We start from the raw sequence: 22,487 nt of genomic DNA, 5'->3' as shown, positions 1-22,487 counted from the left end.
GAATCCGCGTCACGCTTGTCGAGTAACTGTCACAACACCTTGCCAGGAGAGATTCATGGCTAGAGATCCGCAAAACCCCGTAGACGAAGAACTCGAGCGCGCCGAACGCGACGGCGAGCCGCAGCACCAGTCCACCAACGAGGCGTTGGACGGTGATCTGGAGCAGTTCGCGGAGTCGCTCGAACACGAGGCGGATGACATCGAGGGGGAGGCCAACCCCGAGGCCGAGGTCCTGGCCGCCAGGGTCGAGGAGCTCGAGCAGGCGCTGGCGGACGCCAAGGATCAGTCGATGCGTGCCGCTGCCGAAGCGCAGAACGCACGCCGCCGCGCCGAACAGGATGCCGACAAGGCCAAGAAGTTCGCGCTCGAGAAGTTCGTCAAGGAGCTGCTGCCGGTGGTCGACAGCCTGGAGAAAGGGCTGGAAAGCATGCAGGAGGTCGACGAAACGCATCGCGAAGGCGTCTCCATTACGCTCAGGATGCAGCTCGACGCGCTGAGCAAGTTCGGTGTCGAGCAGCTCGATCCCCAGGGCGAGCCGTTCGATCCGCAGTTCCACGAAGCCATGACCATGGTTCCCAATCCGGAACTGGAACCCAATACCGTGATGGACGTCATGCAGAAGGGCTACACCCTCAACGGCCGATTGATCCGGCCGGCGATGGTCGTGGTCAGCAAGGCGGCGGGGTAAGAGGGCTGGGCGCCGTGGCCGGGCCGATACTGCAACTCAATGTCGGCGGGGACTTGAAAGGCGCCGGCCAGCCCCCACATAGCAAGCAATCGCGCAGCAAGCGCCGTCATCCAAACGAATTGAGTCGTTAACGAATAGTTAGAGGTGAGGAATTATGGGACGCATCATTGGCATCGACCTGGGTACGACCAACTCCTGTGTCGCCGTACTCGATGGTGACAAGACTCGTGTGATCGAAAACGCCGAAGGTGGCCGCACGACGCCTTCCATCATCGCTTACACCGACGACGGCGAAACGCTGGTCGGTCAGGCGGCCAAGCGTCAGGCGGTCACCAACCCGACCAACACGCTGTACGCCATCAAGCGTCTGGTCGGTCGCAAGTTCAAGGACGATGTCGTCCAGAAAGACATCAAGATGGTGCCTTACGAGATCGTCGAGGCCGACAACGGCGACGCCTGGGTCAAGGTCAACGACAACAAGCTGGCACCGCCCCAGGTCAGCGCCGAAGTGCTGAAGAAAATGAAGAAGACCGCCGAGGACTATCTCGGTGAAGAAGTGACCGAAGCGGTCATCACCGTTCCGGCCTACTTCAACGACTCCCAGCGCCAGGCGACCAAGGCCGCCGGCCGCATTGCCGGTCGCGAGGTCTAGCGTATCATCAACGAGCCGACCGCTGCCGCGCTGGCCTACGGCATGGACCGTTCCACCGGCGACCGCACCATCGCGGTCTACGACCTGGGCGGCGGGACCTTCGACATCTCGATCATCGAAGTGGCCGACGTCGATGGTGAGAAGCAGTTCGAGGTGCTGGCCACCAACGGTGACACCTTCCTGGGTGGCGAGGACTTCGACCTCAAGCTGATCGACTATCTCGTCCAGCAGTTCAAGAGCGATTCCGGCATCGATCTGTCCGGCGACAGCCTCGCCATGCAGCGTCTGAAAGAGGCGGCCGAGAAGGCCAAGATCGAGCTCTCTTCCGCGCAGCAGACCGAAGTCAATCTGCCCTACATCACGGCGGACAACACCGGTCCCAAGCACCTGGCGATCAAGGTCACTCGCGCCAAGCTGGAATCACTGGTCGAGGATCTGGTCCAGCGTTCGCTTGGCCCGTGCAAGACCGCCATGGAAGACGCCGGTCTCTCCAACAGCGAGATCCACGACGTGATCCTGGTCGGCGGCCAGACCCGCATGCCGATGGTGCAGCAGAAGGTCGCCGAGTTCTTCGGCAAGGAAGCGCGCAAGGACGTCAACCCGGACGAAGCCGTGGCCATGGGCGCCGCGATTCAGGGCGGCGTGCTCGGCGGTGACGTCAAGGACGTGCTGCTGCTCGACGTCACGCCGCTGACGCTGGGCATCGAGACGCTGGGTGGCGTGATGACGCCGCTGATCGAGAAGAACACCACGATCCCGACCAAGAAGACCCAGACCTTCTCGACCGCCGAAGACAACCAGACGGCCGTGACCATTCACGCGCTGCAGGGTGAGCGCAAGCAGGCCGGTCAGAACAAGTCGCTGGGTCGCTTCGACCTCGCCGACATTCCGCCGGCGCCGCGCGGCGTGCCGCAGATCGAGGTCGCCTTCGACCTGGACGCCAACGGTATCCTCCACATCACGGCCAAGGACAAGGCGACCGGCAAGGAGCAGTCGATCGTGATCAAGTCCTCCAGCGGTCTCTCCGACGAGGAGATCGACCAGATGGTCAAGGATGCCGAGGCCCACGAGGCCGAGGACAAGAAGTTCGAGGAGCTGGTGGCCCTGCGCAACCAGGCCGACGGCATGATCCACGCCTCGCGCAAGACGCTCGAAGAGGCCGGCGACAAGGTCGATGCCGACGAGAAGAGCAAGATCGAGACCGCCATCGGCGAGCTCGAGGAAGCGCTCAAGGGCGACGACAAGGATGCCATCCAGGCCAAGCTGGATGCCCTGACCGAAGCTTCCGGCAACCTGGCGCAGAAGATGTATGCCGGGCAGGGCGAAGGCGCCGAGGCCGAAGGCCAGCCGGCCGACGACGCCCAGGCCAGCGGCAAGAAGAAAGAGGATGACGTGGTTGACGCCGAGTTCGAAGAAGTCAACGACGATCAGAAAAAGCAATAACCACGACGTCTGACGCCGTGTGATCGGCAGCAGCGCGGGAGCTCGGACGACTCCCGCGTTGCTGTTTGCACGGCACCGACACGGAGGCGGACTCAGTAATGTCCCAACGTGACTATTACGAAGTATTGGGCGTCGACAAGGGCGCCGACGGCAAGGACATCAAGAAAGCCTATCGTCGGCTGGCGCAGAAGTACCATCCGGATCGCAATCCGGACGATCAGCAGGCGGCGGAGAAGTTCCGCGAGGTCTCCGATGCCTACGACGTGCTCTCCGACGACCAGAAACGCGCGGCCTACGACCAGTTCGGTCATGCCGGCGTCGACGGCCAGGGCGGCGGATTCGGCGGCGGCGGTTTCGGCGGTGCCGGAGCCGGCGGCTTCAGCGATATCTTCGGCGATGTCTTCGGCGACATCTTCGGGGGGGGCGGCGGTCGCCGCAATCCCAACGCGCCGCAACGCGGCAGCGACCTGCGCTACAACCTCGAGCTCGACCTCGAGAATGCGGTGTTCGGCACCACCGTCGACATTCGCGTGCCGCGCCACGTCGAGTGCGGGCACTGCGACGGCAGTGGCGCCGAGCCGGGGTCGAGCAAGGAGACCTGCCCGACCTGCCACGGCCAGGGCCAGGTACGGATGCAGCAGGGCTTCTTCGCCGTCCAGCAGACCTGCCCGACCTGTCACGGCAGCGGCCAGAGCATCAAGGTGCCTTGCCGCAAGTGCCATGGCGAAGGTCGCGTTCGCGAGACCCGTACGCTGTCGGTGAAGATTCCGGCGGGTGTCGATACCGGCGACCGCATTCGGCTCAATGCCGAAGGCGAATCCGGGCTCAACGGCGGCCCGGCGGGGGATCTCTACGTTCAGGTCGAGATCAAGCCACACCCGATCTTCGAGCGCGATGGCCGCCATCTGCATTGCGAAGTGCCGATCAACTTCGTCGATGCGGCGCTGGGTGGCGAACTCGAGGTGCCGACGCTGGAAGGACGGGTCAAGCTCAAGATTCCGCCCGAGACCCAGACCGGCAAGCTGTTCCGGCTGCGCGGCAAGGGCGTCAAGCCCGTGCGCGGCGGCCCGGCGGGCGATCTGCTCTGCAAGGTGGTGACCGAAACGCCGGTCAACCTCAACGAAGAGCAGAAGGATCTGCTGCGCAAGTTCCAGGACAGCCTGGGCAGCGCCAGTCGCCACTCGCCCAAGAAAGAGGGCTGGTTCGACGGCGTGAAGCGCTTCTTCGAGGACATGAAGCCGTAAGCGCTTGTGGTCGCTGCAACCGAAAGGCCTCATCCGAGAGATCGGATGAGGCCTTTTGCTTGTCACGCTTCCGTCGGATCGGGGGTCGCGTCTCTCGAGCCTCCACCAGGATCCGCGCCCTGAGGATCCAGCAGCCGATCTATCGTCGTGTCACCCCGCGTCGGAGGTCTCCTCCCAGTCCTTGACGGTCGACGACAGGGTCTTCAGCCGCGCGATCGCGAGGCGCGATACCGGGCTCAACTCGCCGCCATCCGTGTCGGCATAGTCGATGATCTGGCGCTTCATGCTGCGCGCCCAGAATTTCTTGAGGTGCGTGGCGACCAGTTCGGCCGCCTGGGCGTCGTCACCATGGTGCAGGTTGTTGGCGCTGATCTGATTGACCATCTTGATCAGCGGCGCGGTTGGCCCGCCATGGCCCGCATCATTCATGCTCGAATCGCTCATCTCGCGCGCTCCCTGACGTCGAAAGAGTGGCCGGCGGCGCTCATTTGAGCGCCGCCTCGGCGGATTCCAGATAACGTTGCTGACGTTCGTCGAACTGGCGGAAATGCTGCTGCCAGGACGAGGGCTGGGAGACCTTTTCCACCTGCACCGCCGTCACCTTGTACTCCGGACAGTTGGTGGCCCAGTCGGAGTTGTCGGTGGTGATCACGTTGGCGCCGCTGCCCGGATGGTGGAAGGTGGTGTAGACCACGCCCGGCGCCATGCGGTCGCTGACACGGCAGCGCAGCACCGTGCGCCCGACGCGGCTGCTGATGCCCAGCCAGTCGCCGTCGCGCAGGCCGCGGACCTCGGCGTCCGACGGATGGATCTCCAGCACGTCCTCGGCGTGCCAGGCGCTGTTGTCGGTACGTCGGGTCTGGGCGCCGACGTTGTACTGGCTGAGGATGCGCCCGGTGGTCAGCAACAGTGGATAGCGTCGGCTGGCGCGCTCCTCGGTGGCGACGTATTCGGTGATGGCGAAGTTGCCCTTGCCGATGGGGAAGTCCAGCGCGTGCATGGTCGGGGTGCCGTCGGGGAAGGCGTCGTTGCACGGCCACTGGATGCTGCCCAGCTCCTCGAGCCTGGCATAGCTGACGCCGGTGAAGGTCGGTGTCAACTGGGCGATTTCATCCATGATCTCGGAGGGGTGGGTGTAGTGCATCGGGTAGCCCAGCGCGTTGGACAGCGCCTGGGTGACCTCCCAGTCCTCCTTGCCGGCCACCGGCGGCATCACCTTGCGCACGCGGTTGATACGCCGCTCGGCATTGGTGAAGGTGCCGTTCTTCTCCAGGAACGTGGAGCCGGGCAGCAGCACATGGGCGTACTTGGCGGTCTCGTTGAGGAAGATGTCCTGCACGATCAGGCAGTCCAGCGCGGTCAGCGCCGCCTCGACATGCTGGGTGTTGGGATCGGACTGGGCGATGTCCTCGCCCTGGACGTAGAGCCCCTTGAAGGTGCCGGCGATGGCGGCGTCGAACATGTTGGGAATGCGCAGCCCCGGTTCATCGTCGATGGTGGTGTGCCAGAGCGTCTCGAACTTCTCGCGCACGGCGGGATCGGCGACGTGCTGGTAGCCCGGCAGTTCGTGGGGAAACGAGCCCATGTCGCAGGAGCCCTGGACGTTGTTCTGGCCGCGCAGCGGATTGACCCCGACACCCTCGCGGCCGATGTTGCCGGTGGCCATGGCGAGGTCGGCGATGCCCATCACCATGGTCGAACCCTGGCTGTGCTCGGTGACGCCCAGGCCATAGTAGATTGCCCCGTTGGCGGCGTTGGCGTAGGCGCGGGCCGCCTCGCGGACCTGCACGGCAGGCACGCCGGTCACGGTCTCGAGGGCTTCCGGGGAGTTCTGGGGTTCCTGGATGAAGTCACGCCAGCGCTGATAGGCGTCGCTGTCGCAGCGTTTCGCGATGAAGTCGGCGTCTTCCAGCCCTTCGGTCACCACCACATGGGCCAGCGAATTCACCAGCGCCACGTTGGTACCCGGCTTGAGCGGCAGGTGCAGGCTCCTGCCGCCGTGGGGCGTCTTGAGCAGGTCGATCCGCCGCGGGTCGGCGACGATCAGCGTGGCGCCCTGGCGCAGGCGGCGCTTCATCTGCGAGGCGAACACCGGGTGGGCGTCGGTGGGGTTGGCGCCGATCACCAGAATGGTGTCGGCCTTCATCACCGAGTCGAAGGTCTGGGTGCCGGCGGACTCGCCCAGGGTGGTCTTGAGGCCGTAGCCGGTGGGCGAGTGGCACACCCGCGCGCAGGTATCGGTGTTGTTGTTGCCGAAGGCGGCGCGGATCAGCTTCTGGACCAGATAGGTCTCTTCGTTGGTGCAGCGCGACGAGGTGATGCCGCCGATGCTCTCGCGACCGTGCTTCGCCTGGGTCTCCCGGAGGCGTCGCGCGGCGAAGGCGATCGCCTCGTCCCAGGCGACGGGGCGCCACGCTTGGTCGATGCTGTCGCGGATCATCGGTTCGCGAATGCGATCCTTGTGGGTGGCGTAGCCGAAGGCGAAGCGTCCCTTGACGCAGGAGTGGCCATGATTCGCGTCGCCACCCTTGTAGGGCACCATGCGTACCAGCTTGTCGCCCTTCATCTGCGCCTCGAAGGAGCAGCCCACGCCGCAGTAGGCGCAGGTGGTCACCACGCTGTGCTCGGGCACGCCGTGGTCGATGACGCTCTTCTCCATCAGCGTCGACGTCGGGCAGGCCTGCACGCAGGCGCCGCAGGAGACGCACTCCGAGTCCATGAACGGCTCGTTCTGGCTGGCGGCGACCTTGGAGTCGAAACCGCGCCCTTCGATGGTCAGGGCGAAGGTGCCCTGGACCTCGCCACAGGCGCGCACGCAGCGCGAGCAGACGATGCACTTGCTGGGGTCGAAGCTGAAGTAGGGGTTGGAGTCGTCGATCTCGGCATCCAGGTGATTGGCGCCGTCGAAGCCGTAGCGCACCTCGCGCAGGCCCACCGCGCCGGCCATGTCCTGCAGTTCGCAGTCGCCGTTGGCGGGGCAGGTCAGGCAGTCCAGCGGATGGTCGGAGATGTAGAGCTCCATGACGTTGCGCCGCAGCTTGGCCAGCTTGCCGTTCTGGGTGGTGACCGCCATGCCCTCGGCCACCGGCGTGGTGCAGGAGGCGGGGTAGCCGCGCCGGCCCTCGATCTCGACGGCGCACAGGCGGCAGGAGCCGAAGGCCTCGAGGTTGTCGGACGCGCACAGCTTGGGAATGGTGATGCCGGCGAGCGCTGCGGCACGCAGTACCGAGGTGCCCTCCGGTACGCTGATCTCGACGCCATCGATAGTCAGCGGAACCAGGGTTTCCGAGAGTCTTGCCGGTGTTCCCAGATCGCGGTCGAACTGTTTCGGATCGAAATGTTGCAGCATGACTACCTCCCGCCTTCGGCTTGTCGCGGTGTCAGGTCATCGGGAAAATGCTTCATCACGCTCTGTACGGGGAACGGGGTCATGCCCCCCATGGCACAGAGCGAACCATCGACCATGGTGTCGCAGAGATCGGAGAGCAGGGCGAGGTTCTCCTCCGCCCGCTCGCCGGCGCGAATACGGTCGATCACCTCCACGCCGCGCACGGCGCCGATTCGGCACGGGGTGCACTTGCCGCAGGACTCGACGCTGCAGAACTCCATGGCGAAGCGGGCCTGATCGCCCATGTCGACGCTGTCGTCGAACATCACCACGCCGCCGTGGCCGACCACGCCCCCGAAGGCGGCGAAGCCTTCGTAGTCGATGGGGCTGTCCCACTGACTCTGGGGCAGATAGGCGCCCAGCGGCCCGCCCACCTGCACCGCCTTGAGCGGGCGGCCGCTACGCGTGCCGCCGCCGAAGCTCTCCATCAGCTCGCGCAGGGTGGTACCGAACGCCAGTTCCACCAGGCCGCCACGCTCGACGTTGCCGGCCAGCTGCAGCGCCAGGGTGCCGCGGGACCTGCCCATGCCGTAGTCGGCGTAGGCTTGGCCGCCCTGGTCGAGGATGAACGGCACCGCGGCCAGCGAGAGCACGTTGTTGACCACGGTAGGCTGACCGAACAGGCCCTCGATGGCTGGCAGCGGCGGCTTGGCGCGAACCAGCCCGCGCTTGCCCTCCAGGCTCTCCAGCAGCGAGGTCTCCTCGCCGCAGATATAGGCCCCGGCGCCCAGGCGCACTTCGAGGTGGAAGGCCTGGCCGCTGTCGAGGATGTTCTCGCCCAGATAGCCGGCCGCCTCGGCGCGGGCGATCGCCTCGTCGAGCATCGCCTGGGCCAGCGGATACTCCGAGCGCAGGTAGATATAGCCCTGGGTGGCGCCCACGGCGAGCCCGGCGATGGTCATCCCCTCGATCAGCATGAAGGGGTCGCACTCCATCACCAGGCGATCGGCGAAGGTACCGGAGTCACCCTCGTCGGCATTGCACACGATGTACTTCTGCGCCGCCGGGGTGTCGTGGACCGTCTGCCACTTGATGCCGGTAGGGAAGGCAGCGCCGCCACGCCCGCGCAACCCCGAGGCCTTGACCTCGTCGACGATGCCTTGGGGGGGCAGCGCCAGCGCGTTTTGCAGGCCGGCGAAGCCTTGCCGTGCGGTGTAATCCTCGAGCGACAGCGGATCGGTGAGGCCGATGCGCGAGAAGGTCAGGCGCTGCTGGCGCGCCAGATAGGGGTGATCCTCGATGTCGCCGAGGGCCAGCACGTGTTCCTGGCGCCCCTCGAACAGCCCGGCCTCGACCAGGTCGTCGACGTCGGTGGGCGCCACCGGGCCGTAGGCCACCCGGCCCGCCGCGGTCTCGACCTCCACCAGCGGCTCCAGCCAGAACAGCCCGCGGGAGCCGTTGCGCTTGAGCTGGATCGCCACGCCCAGGCGCTCGGCGGCCCGCGTCAGGCGTGCCGCCACGGCGTCGGCGCCGAGCGAACGGGCAGTGGTGTCGCAGGGCACATAGATCGTGGTCGTCATCACTTCACCTCCACCACGGTGGCGCTGAGCTGGGCCGCCAGCCGGTCGAAGCCGGCGGCGTCCATGCGGCCGTGGACTTCGTCGTCGACCCGTAGCGAGGGGCCGCAGGCGCAGTTGCCGAGGCAGTAGACCGGCTCCAGGGTGAATTCGCGATCCGCCGTGGTCTGATGGTAGTCGACCCCCAGCGCGGACTTGACGTGCGCCTCCAGCGCCCGCGCGCCCACCGCCTGGCACGCCTCGGCGCGGCACACCTGGATCACGTGGCGTCCCGGCGGCTGGGTACGGAAGTGGTGATAGAAGCTGATGATGCCGTGGACTTCGGCGCGGGTATGGCGCAGCGCCTCGGCGATGATCGGGATCGCCGCCTCGGGGATATGGCCGAAGCGGTCCTGGAGCGCGTGGAGCGTCGGCAGCATGGCGCCCGGCAACGAGCGGTGCTCGTCGACAACGGCCTGGATCTGCGCCGACGTCCAGGTGTCGGCGGCCTGCGGACTAGCGTGTGACATGGCCTGATCGTCTCATCAAGTTGCTGGTCTGTGCCCGACGGTGGCTTCACGCATGCCGGGACTCGTCCAATCGTCTTATAGGAATCGTCGTTCTTAACTGGTTTAAGTCAGGGTCCCGCTATTCGCCAAACTAGCACTCCCCGGAGGCGCAAAAAATATGAACGAAGATGCTTAGAAAAAAGTTGAATATCACCCCAGCCTGGCTGTTCCGCAGTGACGATGGCGAGCTGCTCGACCCGGTGCTGTTTCGCCTGCTCGCCAATCTGCGCGAGTCCGGCAAGCTGACGCGCGCCGCCGAAGCCGCCGGTGTCTCCTACCGTCACGCCTGGAATCTGCTCAATCGTGGCGAGGCGTTCTTCGGCATGGCGCTGGTGGAGATGCGCAAGGGCCACGGCACCCGGCTCTCCCCCCTGGGGGAGAAGCTGCTGTGGTCGGAGCAGCGGGTGAAGGCGCGTCTGGGGCCGCAGATCGACAGCATGGCCTCGGAGCTCAACAACCAGTTGCAGCAGTTGCTGGAGGGCGCCCACCCGGTATTGCGACTGCACGCCACCCACGGCTACGCGGTGGCGCTGTTGCCGGAGAGCTGCAGCGAACTCGATCTGCGTTACTGCCATCCCGGGGAAGCGCTGAGTGCCATGGAGCGCGGCGAGTGCGACCTGGCCAGCTTTCATCTGCCCACCTGCCCGCGGTTGGCGGCGCGGGTGATGCGGGTCTACCGGCGGCCACTGGGGCGCCAAAAGTTGCGCGTGATCCGATTCGTGACCCGGCGCCAGGGGTTGATCCTGCGCGCCGCGGATCGCGATCGCATCGGAGGGCTGAGCGATCTCACCCGACCCGGGGTGCGCTTCATCAATCGCGACGAGCACTCCGGCACGCGGATCCTGTTCAATCTGCTGCTGGAGGAGGAGGGGATCGGCGAGGCCCAGATCCAGGGCGCCGAACGGGAGGAGTTCACCCACACGGCGGTGGCGGCCTACGTCGCCTCGGGCATGGCCGATGTCGGTTTTGGATTGGAAGCGGCGGCGGCGCAGTTCGGGCTCGACTTCGAGCCGCTCTCCACCGAACACTACCTGCTGGTCTGCCCCGAGGATCGGCTGCGGCAGCAGAATGTCCAGGAGCTGCTGACGTTCATGGGATCCAGGGGATTTCTCGCTCAGCTCGAATCACTGACCGGCTACGCGGCGGATCGATGTGGCGAGGTGGAGACGTTCGAGGCGCTGCTGGCGGGGGACAGGGCGTAGAGGGCCGGACACGATCGTGTCCGGCCGTCGTTCAGGGGCAGTGCGCCGGTATCAGAACAGCGCGGCCGCCTTGGCCAGGGCGATGTAGAGTCCGATCAGGAACGGCACGCCCACGCCGAGCCAGGCCAGCACGCCACCGATACCGAAGCTGCCGCGAGCCGCGGTCTCGGCATTGGAGGAGACGCTATCTTCCTTCTGCAGCGCGCGCTCACGGGCCAGTTCGTCGTCGCTCATCTGCTGCTCCGGCTTGACCGGCTTGACCAGGGCGTTGCAGATCAGGCCCAGGAACAGCAGGCCGGCCATGATGTAGAGCGTGCGGTCGTAGACCAGGCTGGCCTCGACGCCGGCATCGAGCTGGGCCTGGCGCAGGGCGGCGATGATCAGCGGGCCGACCAGGCCGGCTGCGGTCCAGGCGGTGAGCAGGCGGCCGTGGATGGCGCCGACCATCTGGGTGCCGAAGATATCGGCGAGATAGGCGGGCACCGTGGCAAATCCGCCGCCGTACATGCTGAGGATGACGCAGATCGAGATCACGAACAGCCCGGCCATGCCCAGGTGGCCCCACATCGGCAGCAGGCAGTACATCACGATGCCGATGGCGAAGAAGCAGTAGTAGGTGTTCTTGCGCCCGATCTTGTCCGACAGCGAGGCCCAGAACAGGCGTCCGACGCTGTTGAACAGGCTGATCAGGCCGACCAGGCCGGCAGCCGCGGCGACCACCGCCGCCTGCTGTGCCTCGCTCAGCGCGGCGGAGCGGTCGGCGAGACCGACCAGGGCGCCGCCGAAGACGTCCTGCAGCATGGGGCTGGCCATGGAGATCACCGCGATGCCGGCGGTCACGTTGAGGAACAGCACGCCCCAGATCAGCCAGAACTGTCGGGTCTTCCACGCCGTGTTCAGGTGCACGTGGCCCTGGGTGATCATGGTGTTGGCCTTGGCATTCTTCGGCGCCGTCCAGCCTGCCGGCTTCCAGCCGTTGGGCGGCACGCGGAAGCCGATGGCACCGCAGGCCATGACGATGGCGTAGATGACGCCCATGGTGATCAGCGTCATGGCGACCCCGGTGCCGCCGCCGGTGGAGTAGTGGTTCATCAGCAGAACCGCCAGCGGCGCGCCGACCATGGCGCCGCCGCCGTAGCCCATGATGGCAAAGCCGGTGGCCATGCCGCGGCGGTCCGGGAACCACTTGATCAGGGTCGATACCGGAGTGATGTAGCCCAGACCCTGGCCGATACCGCCCAGCACGCCGCAGCCGAGATAGACCAGCCACAGTTGATGCTGCATGACCCCGATGCCGCCGACGATCAGGCCACCCCCCCAGCAAGCCGCCGCGATGCAGCCGGCCTTTCTCGGTCCGGCATGCTCGAGCCAGGCACCCCATATGGCTGCCGAGACACCGAGCATCGCGATGAAGATGCCGAAGACGTAGGTGACCTGGGGAACGCTCCAGTTGCAGCTCGTCGTGGTCAGCGCCTGGAACAGCCCGATATTCGCGCAGCTTGCCGGTGCGTCGACGATCTCCTGGCTCATGGGAAGCCAGAACACGGAAAAGCCGTAGGCCATGCCGATACAGAGATGGATCGCCAGCGCTGCCGTGGGCACCAGCCAGCGATTGAAGTTGGGTCCCGCTACCGTTCTCTCGCGGGAGAAGAATCCCGCCGAGGTGTTGCCGCCGGTATCCAGCACGGCCTGATTGATCCCACTCATCCTGAACCCTCTTCTTGATTATCGTGTCGATGGCGCTGCCGGCACTACCGGGAAGACACCGCGTGACCGGGAAGACACCGCGTGCTCTACATCGGCAGAAGCGCCCTTGGGCTTGAGCGAAGAATGTATGAACATTTCTTCTTATTGTTGCCATGTCCACCAGCAAGAGACGGCAGGATCGAATCCGTGAACGGAAATGGCAACTAGCGGAAATCATTATGCTTGGTCTTGCATAGGTGAAGGCCGAGGGAGCGAAGGAGGGGGAGATCGGCGGGAGACGGCTCCCGCCGGGAACGACCGTGTGCGTCGGCTCTACGGCGTCGCCGTGCCGTTTTCGGTAACCGCAAAACAGGTCAGCAGGGTGCGCTGCATCAGGCTGAAGTTGTCGTCGCTCACCATCAGGTAGCGCTGGCCGCCGAGGCGGGTCAGGCCTTCGAAGTTGTCCAGCGACCAGCCATCGCCGTTGGATAGCCGGGCCAGTTCGGTGACCGTGACGCTGCCGTCGTCGGCGAGATGCGCCCGCCTCAGCCGAATCACCAGCGAGGCTGGCGGCGTGTAGGCGCGCTCCAGCGCCAGCAGGTCGTCATCCAGCGTTTCGAGGGCGGTCAGCGCACTGTTGGCGTTGGCCGCCAGCGGATAACGCCACTCCCGGGAGCCGTCCAGGGTGAACAGCCGTGTCATCTTCTCCGGCCAGCCATCTGGCGGGTTCTCGATACCCCCGATCAGACCGTGATCGGGGGTATCGGTCAGCGCCTCCAGGCCGCCGTTGGGCCTGATGTCCGAGAGGCCGGCCGGACGCTGTGCCGGCCCGCTGGCAATGCCCGACGGCAGAAAGCGCTGCCAGCGGGCGTCGCTCCCCGCCGTTCCTTCGAAGCCGATCACCAGTTGGGTATTGCCGCGCACGCCGTCGTCCGCGTTCTCCAGCGCCAGCGCCTCGGCATCGCTGCTGGCACTCGCCAGGATGGCGCCGTCCTCGCCGCGCAACGGATAGGTATCCAGCGGTTCGTAGCCGCGCAACTCGCCGCTGCCGCTGAACGCCAGCCGCGCCCGGTGCAGCCAGCCGCGATCCGAGATCAGGAACAGCAGCGAATCGTCCTTGTCCCAGCCGAGGTCGGAGAGCCCGCCCACCGGGGTGCCGTCCTGCCACTTCGATGGCAGCGCCAGGGTGCCGCACCATTCGATATTCGGTGTGCTCGCGAGCAGCGCGTCGGGGGCCAGGGCGGTGCGGTGCGGGGTGGCGCTGCAGCCGGCCAGCCCCAGCGCGGCGAGTGCCAGCAGGGCGGCGGAGGCGAGAGAATAGGGTGTAGAGCGGGAACGCGCGGGCATGACGGCTCCGGTGGCGGCGATGGCTTCGTCTCTGCTTAGCGTATGGCAATACGGACCGTTGTCCATCCCGGGCGAGCCGAGGTACGCCCGGGTATAATGGCGCCCGCTCGCTGAAGCCGAATCATCCCGCCCTCGAGGAGACGCCTTTCCATGCACGACACCCCGGACCGGCCGCTGGCCGGCATTCTGCTGCGGCTGCTATCGGGGCTGCTGTTCGCCGGCATGCTGGTCTGCGTCAAGGCGGTCAGCGACGAGGTGCCGCTGGGACAGACCGTGTTCTTTCGCTCCGCCTTCGCGCTGCTGCCGATCGTCGTCTTCATGCTGTGGCGGCGCGAATTCCCGCGCGCCCTGGCCACCCGGCGGCCGCTCGGCCATCTGCTGCGCTCGGGCCTGGGGGCGGCGGCGATGTTCGCCTCCTTCGCGGCGGTGGCGCGGCTGCCGGTGGCGGAGGCGACCCTGCTGGCTCAGCTGGCGCCGGTGGCCCTGGCGCTGGGCGGGATCCTGCTGCTGGGCGAGCGCCTCACCCGGCATCGCCTGGCGGCACTGACGCTGGTACTCGTCGGGGTGGGCGTGCTGATCCTGCCCGAGCTGCGCGGCGGCCCGACGGCCGCGCGGCTCACCGGTTACGCCCTGGGCATCGCCGCTGCCCTGCTCACGGCCGGGGCGCTGCTCACGGTGCGGCGCATCTCGCGCACCGAGACGCCCGCCTCGATCGCGTTCTACTTCGTGCTGGTGACCACGCTGGCGGGGCTGGCCACCGTCACCTTGGGCTGGGTCACGGTGGCGTGGCCGACGTTGTTGCTGCTGGTGCTGGCTGGGCTGTTCGGCGGCGCGGCGCATATCTGCATGACGCTGGCGCTGCGCATGACCGAGGTCTCTCGGCTGGCGCCGTTCGAGTACGTGGCGCTGATCTGGCCGGTGCTGGCGGATTTGTGGCTGTTCGGGCAGCCGCTCTCCAGCGGCTTCGTGCTGGCCCTGCCGCTGGTACTGGGGGGCGCCATGCTGGCGGCGCTGGAGGGGCGGCGGCTGAGGTGGGCGCGGCGGCGGCTCGGCACCAGTGACTAGGGCGCGAGTGACCAGGTTCTGTACGAAAAGTCGCCGAGTGTAGGCAGTTTTCGTACAAAACCTAGATGGCGGCTTCGACGATCAACTGCGGTCTCCCCTGGGAGCAGGGCTCGATGCGCGCCTCGACTTGGAAGGTGCGGCGCAGCATCTGCGGTGTCACCACCTGTTCGCAGGGGCCGCAGTCGACCAGTCGCCCGCTCTCGATCACCAGCGCCTGGTCGGCGAAGCGCAAGGCGTGGCCGAGATCGTGGAGCGCGGCGATGATCAGCATGTTCCGCTCCTGGGCCAGTCGGCGCAGGATGCCGAGCAGGCTGATCTGGCGGTGGAGATCGAGCGCCGAGGTGGGCTCGTCCAGCAGCAGGATGTCGGGGGACTGCACCAGCGCCTGGGCCGCGCCCACCAGCTGCCGCTGGCCGCCGCTCAGATTGCCGATGTCGCGCCCGGCCAGGGTATCGATGCCGAGCGCCGCCAGCGCCTTGTCGACCTCGTCGAGGTCGGCATCCGCCACCTTGAGACGGCGCCCCTGCATACGCGCCAGCAGCACCGCCTCGTAGACCGTCAGCACCGCGGTGGCGCCGTTGTCCTGGGGCATGTAGGCGATCGGGCGCTCGCTGCTGGTGCCGGTGATGCGCACCTCGCCATCCCCCTCGAGCAGCCCCAGGATGCGCCGGAACAGGGTCGACTTGCCCGCCGCGTTGGGGCCGAGCAGCGCCACCACCTGGCCGCCGTGCAGCGGCGGCGTGGAGATATCGGCGAGGATCTGGCGGCGGCCGTAGCGCGCCGAGAGACGGTCGAGCGTCAGCGTTACCATGCGTTCTTCTTATGGTTGAGGATCAAGAACAGGAAAAACGGAATCCCCACCAGCGAGGTGATGATGCCGATCGGAATGATGGTGCCGGGGATGATCACCTTCGACAGCACCGAGCCCACCGAGAGCATCAGTGCCCCGCACAGCGCCGAGCCGGGCAGGAAGAAGCGCTGATCCTCGCCCAGCAGCAGGCGCGCGATATGCGGCCCGACCAGTCCGACGAAGCCGATGGTGCCGACGAAGGAGACGGCGATTGCCGCCAGCAGCGAGACCATGATCAACACCTCCAGGCGCAGCGCCCGCGGCTTGACCCCCAGGCTCTCGGCCTTGGCGTCGCCCAGGCGCATGGCGGTCAGCGCCCAGCCGTGGCGGGCCAGCAGCGGTACCACCACCGCGAGTACGGCGAAGGCGATGCCGAGCTTGGGCCAGGTCGCCTTGGTCAGGCTACCCATGGTCCAGAACACCACCGCGGAGACCGCCTGCTGGCTGGCGAAGAACTGGATCAGCGCCATCAGCGAGTTGAAGATGAACACCATGGCGATGCCCAGCAGCACGATGGTCTCGATCGTCACCCCGCGGCGCATGCTCAGGAAGTGGATCGCCAGCGCGGTCAGCATCGCCATGATGAAGGCGTTGAGCGGAATCGCGTAGTCGACCAGCGCCGGCACCAGGGTCACCCCGAAGGCCAGCGCCAGCGCGGCGCCGAAGCTGGCCCCGGCGGAGATGCCGAGGGTGAAGGGGCTGGCCAGCGGATTGCTGAGGATGGTCAGCATCTGGGCCCCGGCGATCGACAGGCTGGCGCCCACCACCAGCGCCATCAGCGCCACCGGCATGCGGATCTGCCACAGGATCACCCGCAGCGAATCCTCCACCGAGCCGGGGGTGAAGAGCGCCGCGATCACCTGGTCGAGACCGAAGCGCGCCGGCCCCAGGGCGAGGTCGACGCACAGGCTGGCGAACAGCGCCAGGGCCAGCGCGGCCAGGATCAACTGGCGCCGCAGCACCAACCGGCGATAGAGGTTGGCGTCCTCGGCCGCGGCCGGGGTGAAGGAGGCCGGGCGCGGCGGCGCGGCGGCCACGCGGGAACTCTCAGTCGTCATGCAGGGATACCCAGTAGCCGGGGGCGTAGTCCACCGGCAGGAAGCGCTGATGCAGCTCGCGCAGGGTGGCCTCGGGGTCGAGATCGGCGAACAGCTCCGGGTGGAACCACTTGGCCAGCTGCTGCACCGCCACGAAGTAGTAGGGGCTGTTGTAGAACTGGTGCCAGATGGCGTGGACCTGGCCGCTCTTCACCGCCTCGATGCCGGTCATGGCGGTGCGGTGGGTCAGTTGCTCGAGCTTGGCCCGGGCCTTCTGCATGTCCGCCCCCGGCCCCACGCCGACCCAGTTGCCGCCGGGGACGTAGGCGCCCCAGTTGCCGCCGGTGACCACCACCTGATCGGGGTTGGCGGCGATGATCTGCTCCGGGTTGAGGGTGCCGAAGGTGGCGGGGATGATGCCGTCGGCGATGTTGTGTCCGCCGGCGAGCTCGACGTACTCGCCGAAGTTGCCGGGGCCGAAGCTCATGCAGCAGTCGTCCGAGTAGCCACCGGCGCGATCGATGAACACCTTGGGCTGCGCCGGGTCGGCGGCGGCGATCTTGTCGGTGACCCAGGCCAGCTGCGCCTCGGCGAAGTCGATGAAGGCGTCGGCGCGCTGGGTGTCGCCGAGCAGGCGCCCCATCAGGCGCATCGAGGGGATGGTGTGCTCGAGCGGCTTCTCGCGGAAATCGACGTAGACGATCGGGATGCCCAGCGCGGCCAGCTTGGTGTCGTAGCCGGCGTCCTCGGTGGCGGCCTTGGCCTCGAGGTTCATCAGCACCACGTCGGGGTGCAGGCTGGCGGCCTGCTCGACGTCGAAGGTGCCATCCTTGAAGCCGCCGAAGGTGGGGATCTGCTTCATCTCGGGAAACTTGGCGGCGTAGGCGGCGTAGTTGTCCGGGTCGGCCTCGGCGAGGTCGTGGCGCCAGCCCACCACGTGGGCGAACGGGCTGTCGGGCTCGAGCGCGGCGAGCAGATAGATCTGGCGCCCCTCGCCGAGGATGACGCGCTGCACCGGCGCCTCGACGCTCACCTGGCGCCCGGCGATATCGGTCACCGTGATCGGGTCGGCCCAGGCGCAGGTGGCGCCGCCGAGGGCGAGGGTGATGACGGCGAGACGGGCGAGCCTGGCGGCGTATCCGGCGAAGAGTGAGCGTGGCTGAGTCACGGCGAGGTCCCGGCTGTGGGGCTGATGGATTAGGCACTGTCTGAAAAGTACTGCGCTCGCCCATGCGGCGTTAAAAATCGACTCAAAATGCTCATTTACAACCCGTAAACTCCGCGTTTTCGCCGATTTTTGCCTTGCCTGGCCTTCGCTCGTCGACTTTTCAGACAGCACCTAGTTACGCATGATTCTTATTTGCGATGGGGCGCTAGTATGTCGCAGCGCTGCCGGGGCGTCCAGAGCGCCGTCAGGGGCGCCGGTGGCGCAGACTGGCGTGGCGCGGGCCCCGGCGGCAGTTGTTATACTGCCGCGACGCTTACCTACCGCTGGAGACCGCATGCCTTCTCACGCCCCCCGTATCGCCATTGTCGGCGCCGCCGGCCGCATGGGCCGCACCCTGATCAGTGCCGTGCAGCAGGATGACGGGGTCGGCCTGGCCGGCGGCAGCGTCTCCGCCGGCAGCTCGCTGGTCGGTGCCGACCTGGGCGAACTCGCCGGCGTCGGCCGCCTGGGCGTGGCCGCCACTGACGACCTGGCCGCCATCGCCGACGACTTCGATGTGCTGATCGACTTCACCTCGCCCGCCACCACCCTGGCCAATCTCGCCTTCTGTGCCGACCACGGCAAGGCGATCGTGATCGGCACCACCGGCCTCGACGAGGCCCAGTTGGCCGAACTCGACGGTTATCGCGAGCGTGTGGCGATGGTCTTCGCGCCCAACATGAGCGTCGGCGTCAACCTGACCCTCAATCTGCTCGCCACCGCCGCCCGCGCGCTGGGCGACGAGGGCTACGACATCGAGGTGATCGAGGCGCACCACCGCCACAAGGTCGATGCGCCCTCGGGCACCGCGCTTAAGATGGGCGAGGTGATGGCCGATGCCCTGGCGCGTCCGCTCAAGGAGTACGGCGTGTTCGAGAGGGTCGGCCAGTGCGGGCCACGCAGCGACAAGGAGATCGGCTTCGCCACCGTGCGGGCGGGCGATATCGTCGGCGAGCACACGGTACTGTTTGCCACCGAGGGTGAGCGCATCGAGATCACCCACAAGGCCTCCAGCCGCATGACCTTCGCCAAGGGCGCGGTGCGTGCGGCGCGCTGGCTCGCCGCGCGGGATGCCGGGCGCTACGACATGCAGGACGTGCTGGGATTGAAAGACTAGCGCCAGGCGAGCTGCCCGAGTCGGTATGGCCCCGATCGGCGTGATCCGGTGACAGATGACGCCGATCGGGTCGAATCGCGATCGGCACTGGAGCCGATCGTCGGTTTCCGGTATCATTTCGCCAATTTGGCCGGGCCAGTGCCGCAGGCAGTAGAGATTCGCCGCAGATGATGCAGCAACAGGACAATAAGCGGGATGAAACCGGTTTTCCGGATTTCGTCCCGCTTTTTTACGACCTTGCGGCGGCTCCGGTCAGTGCACGAAGGGGCGTGATGCTACACCTCGACGCAATTTGTTGATGACCAGTTAAGGAGGATGTTGCCTTGAACAGACCCGCGATACTGGCTCTCGAAGACGGCAGTGTATTTCACGGCGTCGCGATCGGAGCCGATGGGCAGACCAGCGGGGAGGTGGTCTTCAATACCGCCATGACCGGTTATCAGGAAATTCTCACCGACCCCTCCTATACCCGCCAGATCGTGACCCTGACCTACCCCCACGTCGGCAATACCGGCATCAATGGCGAGGACGTCGAATCGCACCACATCCGCGCCGCTGGTCTGGTGATTCGCGACCTGCCGCTGATCGCCAGCAATTTCCGCAGCACGACCACGCTCTCCGAGTATCTGGCATCGCAGAACGTCATCGGCATCGCCGACATCGACACGCGTCGCTTGACGCGCATCCTGCGCAGCAAGGGATCGCTGAACGGCGCCATTCTGGCCGGCGCCGAAGCCGAGGGTGACGATGCGGTCGCGCGGGCGCTGGCGGAAGCCCAGGCCTTTCCTGGCCTCAAGGGAATGGACCTGGCCAGGGAAGTCTCCTGTGAATCCATCTACGAGTGGACCGAGGGCGAGTGGACGCTGGGCCAGGGCTATGCCGACACGACCCAGAGCGAGCGGGCATACCATGTGGTGGCCTACGACTACGGGATCAAGCACAACATCCTGCGCATGCTCGCGTCCCGCGGCTGCCGCCTGACCGTGGTGCCGGCGCAGACGCCGGCCAGCGAAGTGCTGGCGATGAATCCGGACGGTGTGTTCCTGGCCAACGGGCCGGGTGACCCCGAGCCCTGCGACTACGCCATCAGCGCGATCCGGAAGGTGCTCGAGACAGATATCCCGGTCTTCGGTATCTGCCTGGGACACCAGTTGCTGGCACTGGCCGCCGGTGCCAGGACGGTGAAGATGAACCATGGCCACCACGGCGCCAACCATCCGGTCCAGGATCTCGACAGCGGTCATGTCATGATCACCAGCCAGAACCACGGCTTCGCGGTGGACGAGTCGAGCCTGCCCGGCAACGTGCGCGCGATTCATCGTTCGCTGTTCGACGGCACCCTGCAGGGCATCGAGCTGACCGATCGCCCGGCGTTCAGTTTCCAGGGTCATCCCGAGGCGAGCCCCGGGCCGCAGGACGTCTCGCCGCTGTTCGATCGCTTCGTGACGATGATGCAGGCCCGTCAGCGAGACGCGGTGTAGGCCGTCAGCAAAACGCAGCACGGCCTCGGCCGTTTGGAATTCAGTCTTCCTGGGTCGGCGCCAGCCGCCGACACCACCATTTTCGACGAGTGTTAGCGCATGCCAAAACGTACGGATCTCGACAGCATTCTGATCATCGGCGCCGGCCCCATCGTCATCGGGCAGGCGTGCGAATTCGACTACTCCGGGGCCCAGGCCTGCAAGGCACTGCGCGAAGAGGGCTACCGCGTCATTCTGGTCAACTCCAATCCGGCGACCATCATGACCGACCCGGTGATGGCGGACGCCACCTACATCGAGCCGATCACCTGGCAGGCGGTGGAGCAGATCATCGAGCGTGAGCGCCCATCGGCGATCCTGCCGACCATGGGCGGGCAGACCGCGCTCAACTGTGCGCTGGACCTGGACAAGCACGGCGTGCTCGCCAAGTACGGCGTGGAGATGATCGGTGCCAACGCCGACGCCATCAACAAGGCCGAAGATCGCGACCTGTTCGACAAGGCGATGAAGAACATCGGCCTGGAGTGTCCCAAGGCCAAGGTCGCCCACACCATGGACGAGGCGTGGGAGATCCAGGCTTCGCTCGGCTTCCCGGTAATCATCCGGCCTTCCTACACCATGGGCGGCTCCGGTGGCGGCGTGGCCTACAACAAGGAGGAGTTCGAGGAGATCTGCGATCGCGGCTTCGAACTCTCAAACAACCACGAGCTGCTGATCGACGAGTCCCTTCTCGGCTGGAAGGAGTACGAGATGGAGGTCGTTCGTGACAAGAACGACAACTGCATCATCGTCTGCGCGCTCGAGAACTTCGACCCCATGGGGGTGCACACCGGCGACTCCATCACGGTCGCGCCAGCGCAGACGCTGACTGACAAGGAGTACCAGATCATGCGCAACGCATCGCTTGCGGTGCTGCGCGAGATCGGCGTCGAGACCGGCGGCTCCAACGTGCAGTTCGGCGTCGATCCCGACACCGGGCGCATGGTGGTGATCGAGATGAACCCGCGCGTCTCCCGTTCCTCGGCGCTGGCCTCCAAGGCCACCGGTTTCCCGATCGCCAAGATCGCCGCCAAGCTGGCGGTGGGCTACACCCTCGATGAACTGCAGAACGACATCACCGGTGGCGCCACGCCGGCCTCCTTCGAGCCGTCGATCGACTACGTGGTCACCAAGATCCCGCGCTTCACCTTCGAGAAGTTCCCCCAGGCCAACGATCGCCTGACCACCCAGATGAAGTCGGTGGGCGAGGTGATGGCGATCGGGCGCACCTTCCAGGAGTCGATGCACAAGGCGCTGCGCGGGCTGGAGATCGGCGTCGATGGGCTCGACCCCAAGGTGATCGAGTTCGGCCAGGAGAACATGGCGCTGATCAAGGGCGAGCTGCAGGCCGCCGGCGCCGACCGGATCTTCTACATCGCCGACGCCATGCGCAGCGGCATGAGTGTCGACGAGATTTTCGCGCTGACCAATATCGACCGCTGGTTCCTGGTCCAGCTCGAGGACCTGGTGCTGGCCGAAGCGGCCGTCGCCAAGCGCTCGCTGCACGATCTGAGTGCCGACGATCTATACCGCCTCAAGCGCAAGGGCTTCTCCGACGCGCGCCTGGCCTTGCTGCTGGGCATCTCCGAGAGCGATTTCCGCCAGCGCCGGCAGCAGCTCGACATCCGCCCGGTCTACAAGCGCGTCGATACCTGCGCGGCCGAGTTCGCCTCCGATACCGCCTACATGTACTCCACCTACGAAGAGGAGTGCGAGGCGGAGGTCAGCGATCGCCAGAAGATCATGGTGCTGGGTGGCGGACCCAACCGGATCGGTCAGGGCATCGAGTTCGACTACTGCTGCGTCCACGCGGCGCTCGCCATGCGCGAAGACGGCTACGAGACCATCATGGTCAACTGCAACCCGGAGACCGTCTCCACCGACTACGACACCTCGGATCGGCTCTACTTCGAGCCGGTGACCCTGGAGGACGTGCTCGAGATCGCCGACAAGGAGAAGCCGGTCGGGGTGATCGT

The 22,487-nt window shown here is 66.4% G+C and carries 16 protein-coding genes and 1 pseudogene; 8 read left to right on the top strand and 9 right to left on the bottom strand.

The annotated features are described in order from the left end of the window. The first annotated feature begins 55 nt into the window (after positions 1–55). The 3 genes and pseudogenes from grpE to dnaJ all read left to right on the top strand — a co-directional run bounded on the left by grpE (position 56) and on the right by dnaJ (position 4,027). Positions 56–688 carry a nucleotide exchange factor GrpE gene (gene grpE / locus AC3AYF_RS01915; RefSeq protein ID WP_487779340.1) on the top strand — a complete coding sequence of 211 codons (633 nt, stop codon included), beginning with the start codon at positions 56–58 and terminating at the stop codon, positions 686–688. A gap of 154 nt (positions 689–842) precedes the next feature. Beyond that, positions 843–2,783 (top strand): annotated as a pseudogene (dnaK, locus tag AC3AYF_RS01910) (molecular chaperone DnaK). Between the two features lie 98 nt (positions 2,784–2,881). After that, the gene (gene dnaJ / locus AC3AYF_RS01905; RefSeq protein WP_295035951.1) at positions 2,882–4,027 is read left to right on the top strand and encodes a molecular chaperone DnaJ; all 1,146 of its coding nucleotides are present in this window, start codon (positions 2,882–2,884) and stop codon (positions 4,025–4,027) included. A 150-nt stretch (positions 4,028–4,177) separates the two neighbouring features. Here dnaJ and AC3AYF_RS01900 read toward each other — a convergent pair whose 3' ends face one another. Genes AC3AYF_RS01900 through AC3AYF_RS01885 form a run of 4 tightly spaced genes read right to left on the bottom strand, consistent with a single transcriptional unit; the run spans position 4,178 to position 9,441 of the window. Continuing rightward, the gene (locus AC3AYF_RS01900) at positions 4,178–4,471 is read right to left on the bottom strand and encodes a formate dehydrogenase subunit delta (RefSeq protein ID WP_295035950.1); all 294 of its coding nucleotides are present in this window, start codon (positions 4,469–4,471) and stop codon (positions 4,178–4,180) included. 40 nt (positions 4,472–4,511) lie between these two features. Beyond that, complete coding sequence (gene fdhF, locus AC3AYF_RS01895; RefSeq protein ID WP_487779339.1) at positions 4,512–7,376, bottom strand: formate dehydrogenase subunit alpha; 2,865 nt, start codon at positions 7,374–7,376, stop codon at positions 4,512–4,514. 2 nt (positions 7,377–7,378) lie between these two features. Further along, positions 7,379–8,935, bottom strand: a complete 1,557-nt coding sequence (locus AC3AYF_RS01890) for a formate dehydrogenase beta subunit (protein WP_295035948.1) — start codon at positions 8,933–8,935, stop codon at positions 7,379–7,381. After that, positions 8,935–9,441, bottom strand: a complete 507-nt coding sequence (locus AC3AYF_RS01885) for a formate dehydrogenase subunit gamma (protein WP_295035947.1) — start codon at positions 9,439–9,441, stop codon at positions 8,935–8,937. Before AC3AYF_RS01885 ends, AC3AYF_RS01890 begins: the two co-directional genes overlap by 1 nt. Positions 9,442–9,623: 182 nt before the next feature. Here AC3AYF_RS01885 and AC3AYF_RS01880 point away from each other — a divergent pair, with 182 nt between their 5' ends. Then, positions 9,624–10,682 (top strand): substrate-binding domain-containing protein, encoded by a 1,059-nt coding sequence (locus AC3AYF_RS01880; RefSeq protein WP_295035946.1) that lies wholly within the window; start codon positions 9,624–9,626, stop codon positions 10,680–10,682. A gap of 51 nt (positions 10,683–10,733) precedes the next feature. Here the strand turns inward: AC3AYF_RS01880 and AC3AYF_RS01875 are convergent, their stop codons facing one another. Further along, complete coding sequence (locus AC3AYF_RS01875) at positions 10,734–12,389, bottom strand: OFA family MFS transporter (protein WP_295035945.1); 1,656 nt, start codon at positions 12,387–12,389, stop codon at positions 10,734–10,736. A gap of 312 nt (positions 12,390–12,701) precedes the next feature. Further along, positions 12,702–13,715, bottom strand: coding sequence for an esterase-like activity of phytase family protein (locus tag AC3AYF_RS01870; RefSeq protein ID WP_487779338.1), 1,014 nt, complete (start codon positions 13,713–13,715; stop codon positions 12,702–12,704). A gap of 150 nt (positions 13,716–13,865) precedes the next feature. Between AC3AYF_RS01870 and AC3AYF_RS01865 the strand changes: the two genes are divergently transcribed. Next, complete coding sequence (locus tag AC3AYF_RS01865; protein ID WP_295035943.1) at positions 13,866–14,780, top strand: DMT family transporter; 915 nt, start codon at positions 13,866–13,868, stop codon at positions 14,778–14,780. Between the two features lie 61 nt (positions 14,781–14,841). On the opposite strand, the gene AC3AYF_RS01860 is transcribed toward AC3AYF_RS01865, so the two are convergent. Genes AC3AYF_RS01860 through AC3AYF_RS01850 form a run of 3 tightly spaced genes read right to left on the bottom strand, consistent with a single transcriptional unit; the run spans position 14,842 to position 17,835 of the window. Then, positions 14,842–15,591, bottom strand: a complete 750-nt coding sequence (locus AC3AYF_RS01860) for an ABC transporter ATP-binding protein (protein WP_295035942.1) — start codon at positions 15,589–15,591, stop codon at positions 14,842–14,844. Next, positions 15,585–16,688, bottom strand: coding sequence for a FecCD family ABC transporter permease (locus AC3AYF_RS01855; RefSeq protein WP_487779337.1), 1,104 nt, complete (start codon positions 16,686–16,688; stop codon positions 15,585–15,587). Before AC3AYF_RS01855 ends, AC3AYF_RS01860 begins: the two co-directional genes overlap by 7 nt. Then, positions 16,678–17,835 (bottom strand): ABC transporter substrate-binding protein, encoded by a 1,158-nt coding sequence (locus AC3AYF_RS01850; protein ID WP_487779336.1) that lies wholly within the window; start codon positions 17,833–17,835, stop codon positions 16,678–16,680. Before AC3AYF_RS01850 ends, AC3AYF_RS01855 begins: the two co-directional genes overlap by 11 nt. Before the next feature lie 334 nt (positions 17,836–18,169). On the opposite strand from AC3AYF_RS01850, the gene dapB reads away from it, so the two are divergent. The 3 genes from dapB to carB form a co-directional block, all read left to right on the top strand. Beyond that, the gene (dapB, locus tag AC3AYF_RS01845) at positions 18,170–18,991 is read left to right on the top strand and encodes a 4-hydroxy-tetrahydrodipicolinate reductase (protein ID WP_295035940.1); all 822 of its coding nucleotides are present in this window, start codon (positions 18,170–18,172) and stop codon (positions 18,989–18,991) included. Between the two features lie 323 nt (positions 18,992–19,314). Continuing rightward, positions 19,315–20,472, top strand: coding sequence for a glutamine-hydrolyzing carbamoyl-phosphate synthase small subunit (carA, locus tag AC3AYF_RS01840; protein ID WP_295035939.1), 1,158 nt, complete (start codon positions 19,315–19,317; stop codon positions 20,470–20,472). Positions 20,473–20,571: 99 nt separating this feature from the next. Further along, positions 20,572–22,487 (top strand): carbamoyl-phosphate synthase large subunit (gene carB / locus AC3AYF_RS01835; protein WP_487779335.1); only part of this gene is annotated, 1,916 nt, incomplete at its 3' end.

The sequence above is a fragment of the Salinicola sp. genome, from assembly GCF_982684285.1.
This window is presented reverse-complemented; position numbering and strand designations above follow the sequence as displayed.

Coding starts and splice junctions, on each gene's coding strand:
- grpE (WP_487779340.1), top strand. CDS start 56: ATGGCTAGAGATCCGCAAAACCCCGTAGACGAAGAACTCGAGCGCGCC.
- dnaJ (WP_295035951.1), top strand. CDS start 2,882: ATGTCCCAACGTGACTATTACGAAGTATTGGGCGTCGACAAGGGCGCC.
- AC3AYF_RS01900 (WP_295035950.1), bottom strand. CDS start 4,471: ATGAGCGATTCGAGCATGAATGATGCGGGCCATGGCGGGCCAACCGCG.
- fdhF (WP_487779339.1), bottom strand. CDS start 7,376: ATGCTGCAACATTTCGATCCGAAACAGTTCGACCGCGATCTGGGAACA.
- AC3AYF_RS01890 (WP_295035948.1), bottom strand. CDS start 8,935: ATGACGACCACGATCTATGTGCCCTGCGACACCACTGCCCGTTCGCTC.
- AC3AYF_RS01885 (WP_295035947.1), bottom strand. CDS start 9,441: ATGTCACACGCTAGTCCGCAGGCCGCCGACACCTGGACGTCGGCGCAG.
- AC3AYF_RS01875 (WP_295035945.1), bottom strand. CDS start 12,389: ATGAGTGGGATCAATCAGGCCGTGCTGGATACCGGCGGCAACACCTCG.
- AC3AYF_RS01870 (WP_487779338.1), bottom strand. CDS start 13,715: ATGCCCGCGCGTTCCCGCTCTACACCCTATTCTCTCGCCTCCGCCGCC.
- AC3AYF_RS01865 (WP_295035943.1), top strand. CDS start 13,866: ATGCACGACACCCCGGACCGGCCGCTGGCCGGCATTCTGCTGCGGCTG.
- AC3AYF_RS01860 (WP_295035942.1), bottom strand. CDS start 15,591: ATGGTAACGCTGACGCTCGACCGTCTCTCGGCGCGCTACGGCCGCCGC.
- AC3AYF_RS01855 (WP_487779337.1), bottom strand. CDS start 16,688: ATGACGACTGAGAGTTCCCGCGTGGCCGCCGCGCCGCCGCGCCCGGCC.
- dapB (WP_295035940.1), top strand. CDS start 18,170: ATGCCTTCTCACGCCCCCCGTATCGCCATTGTCGGCGCCGCCGGCCGC.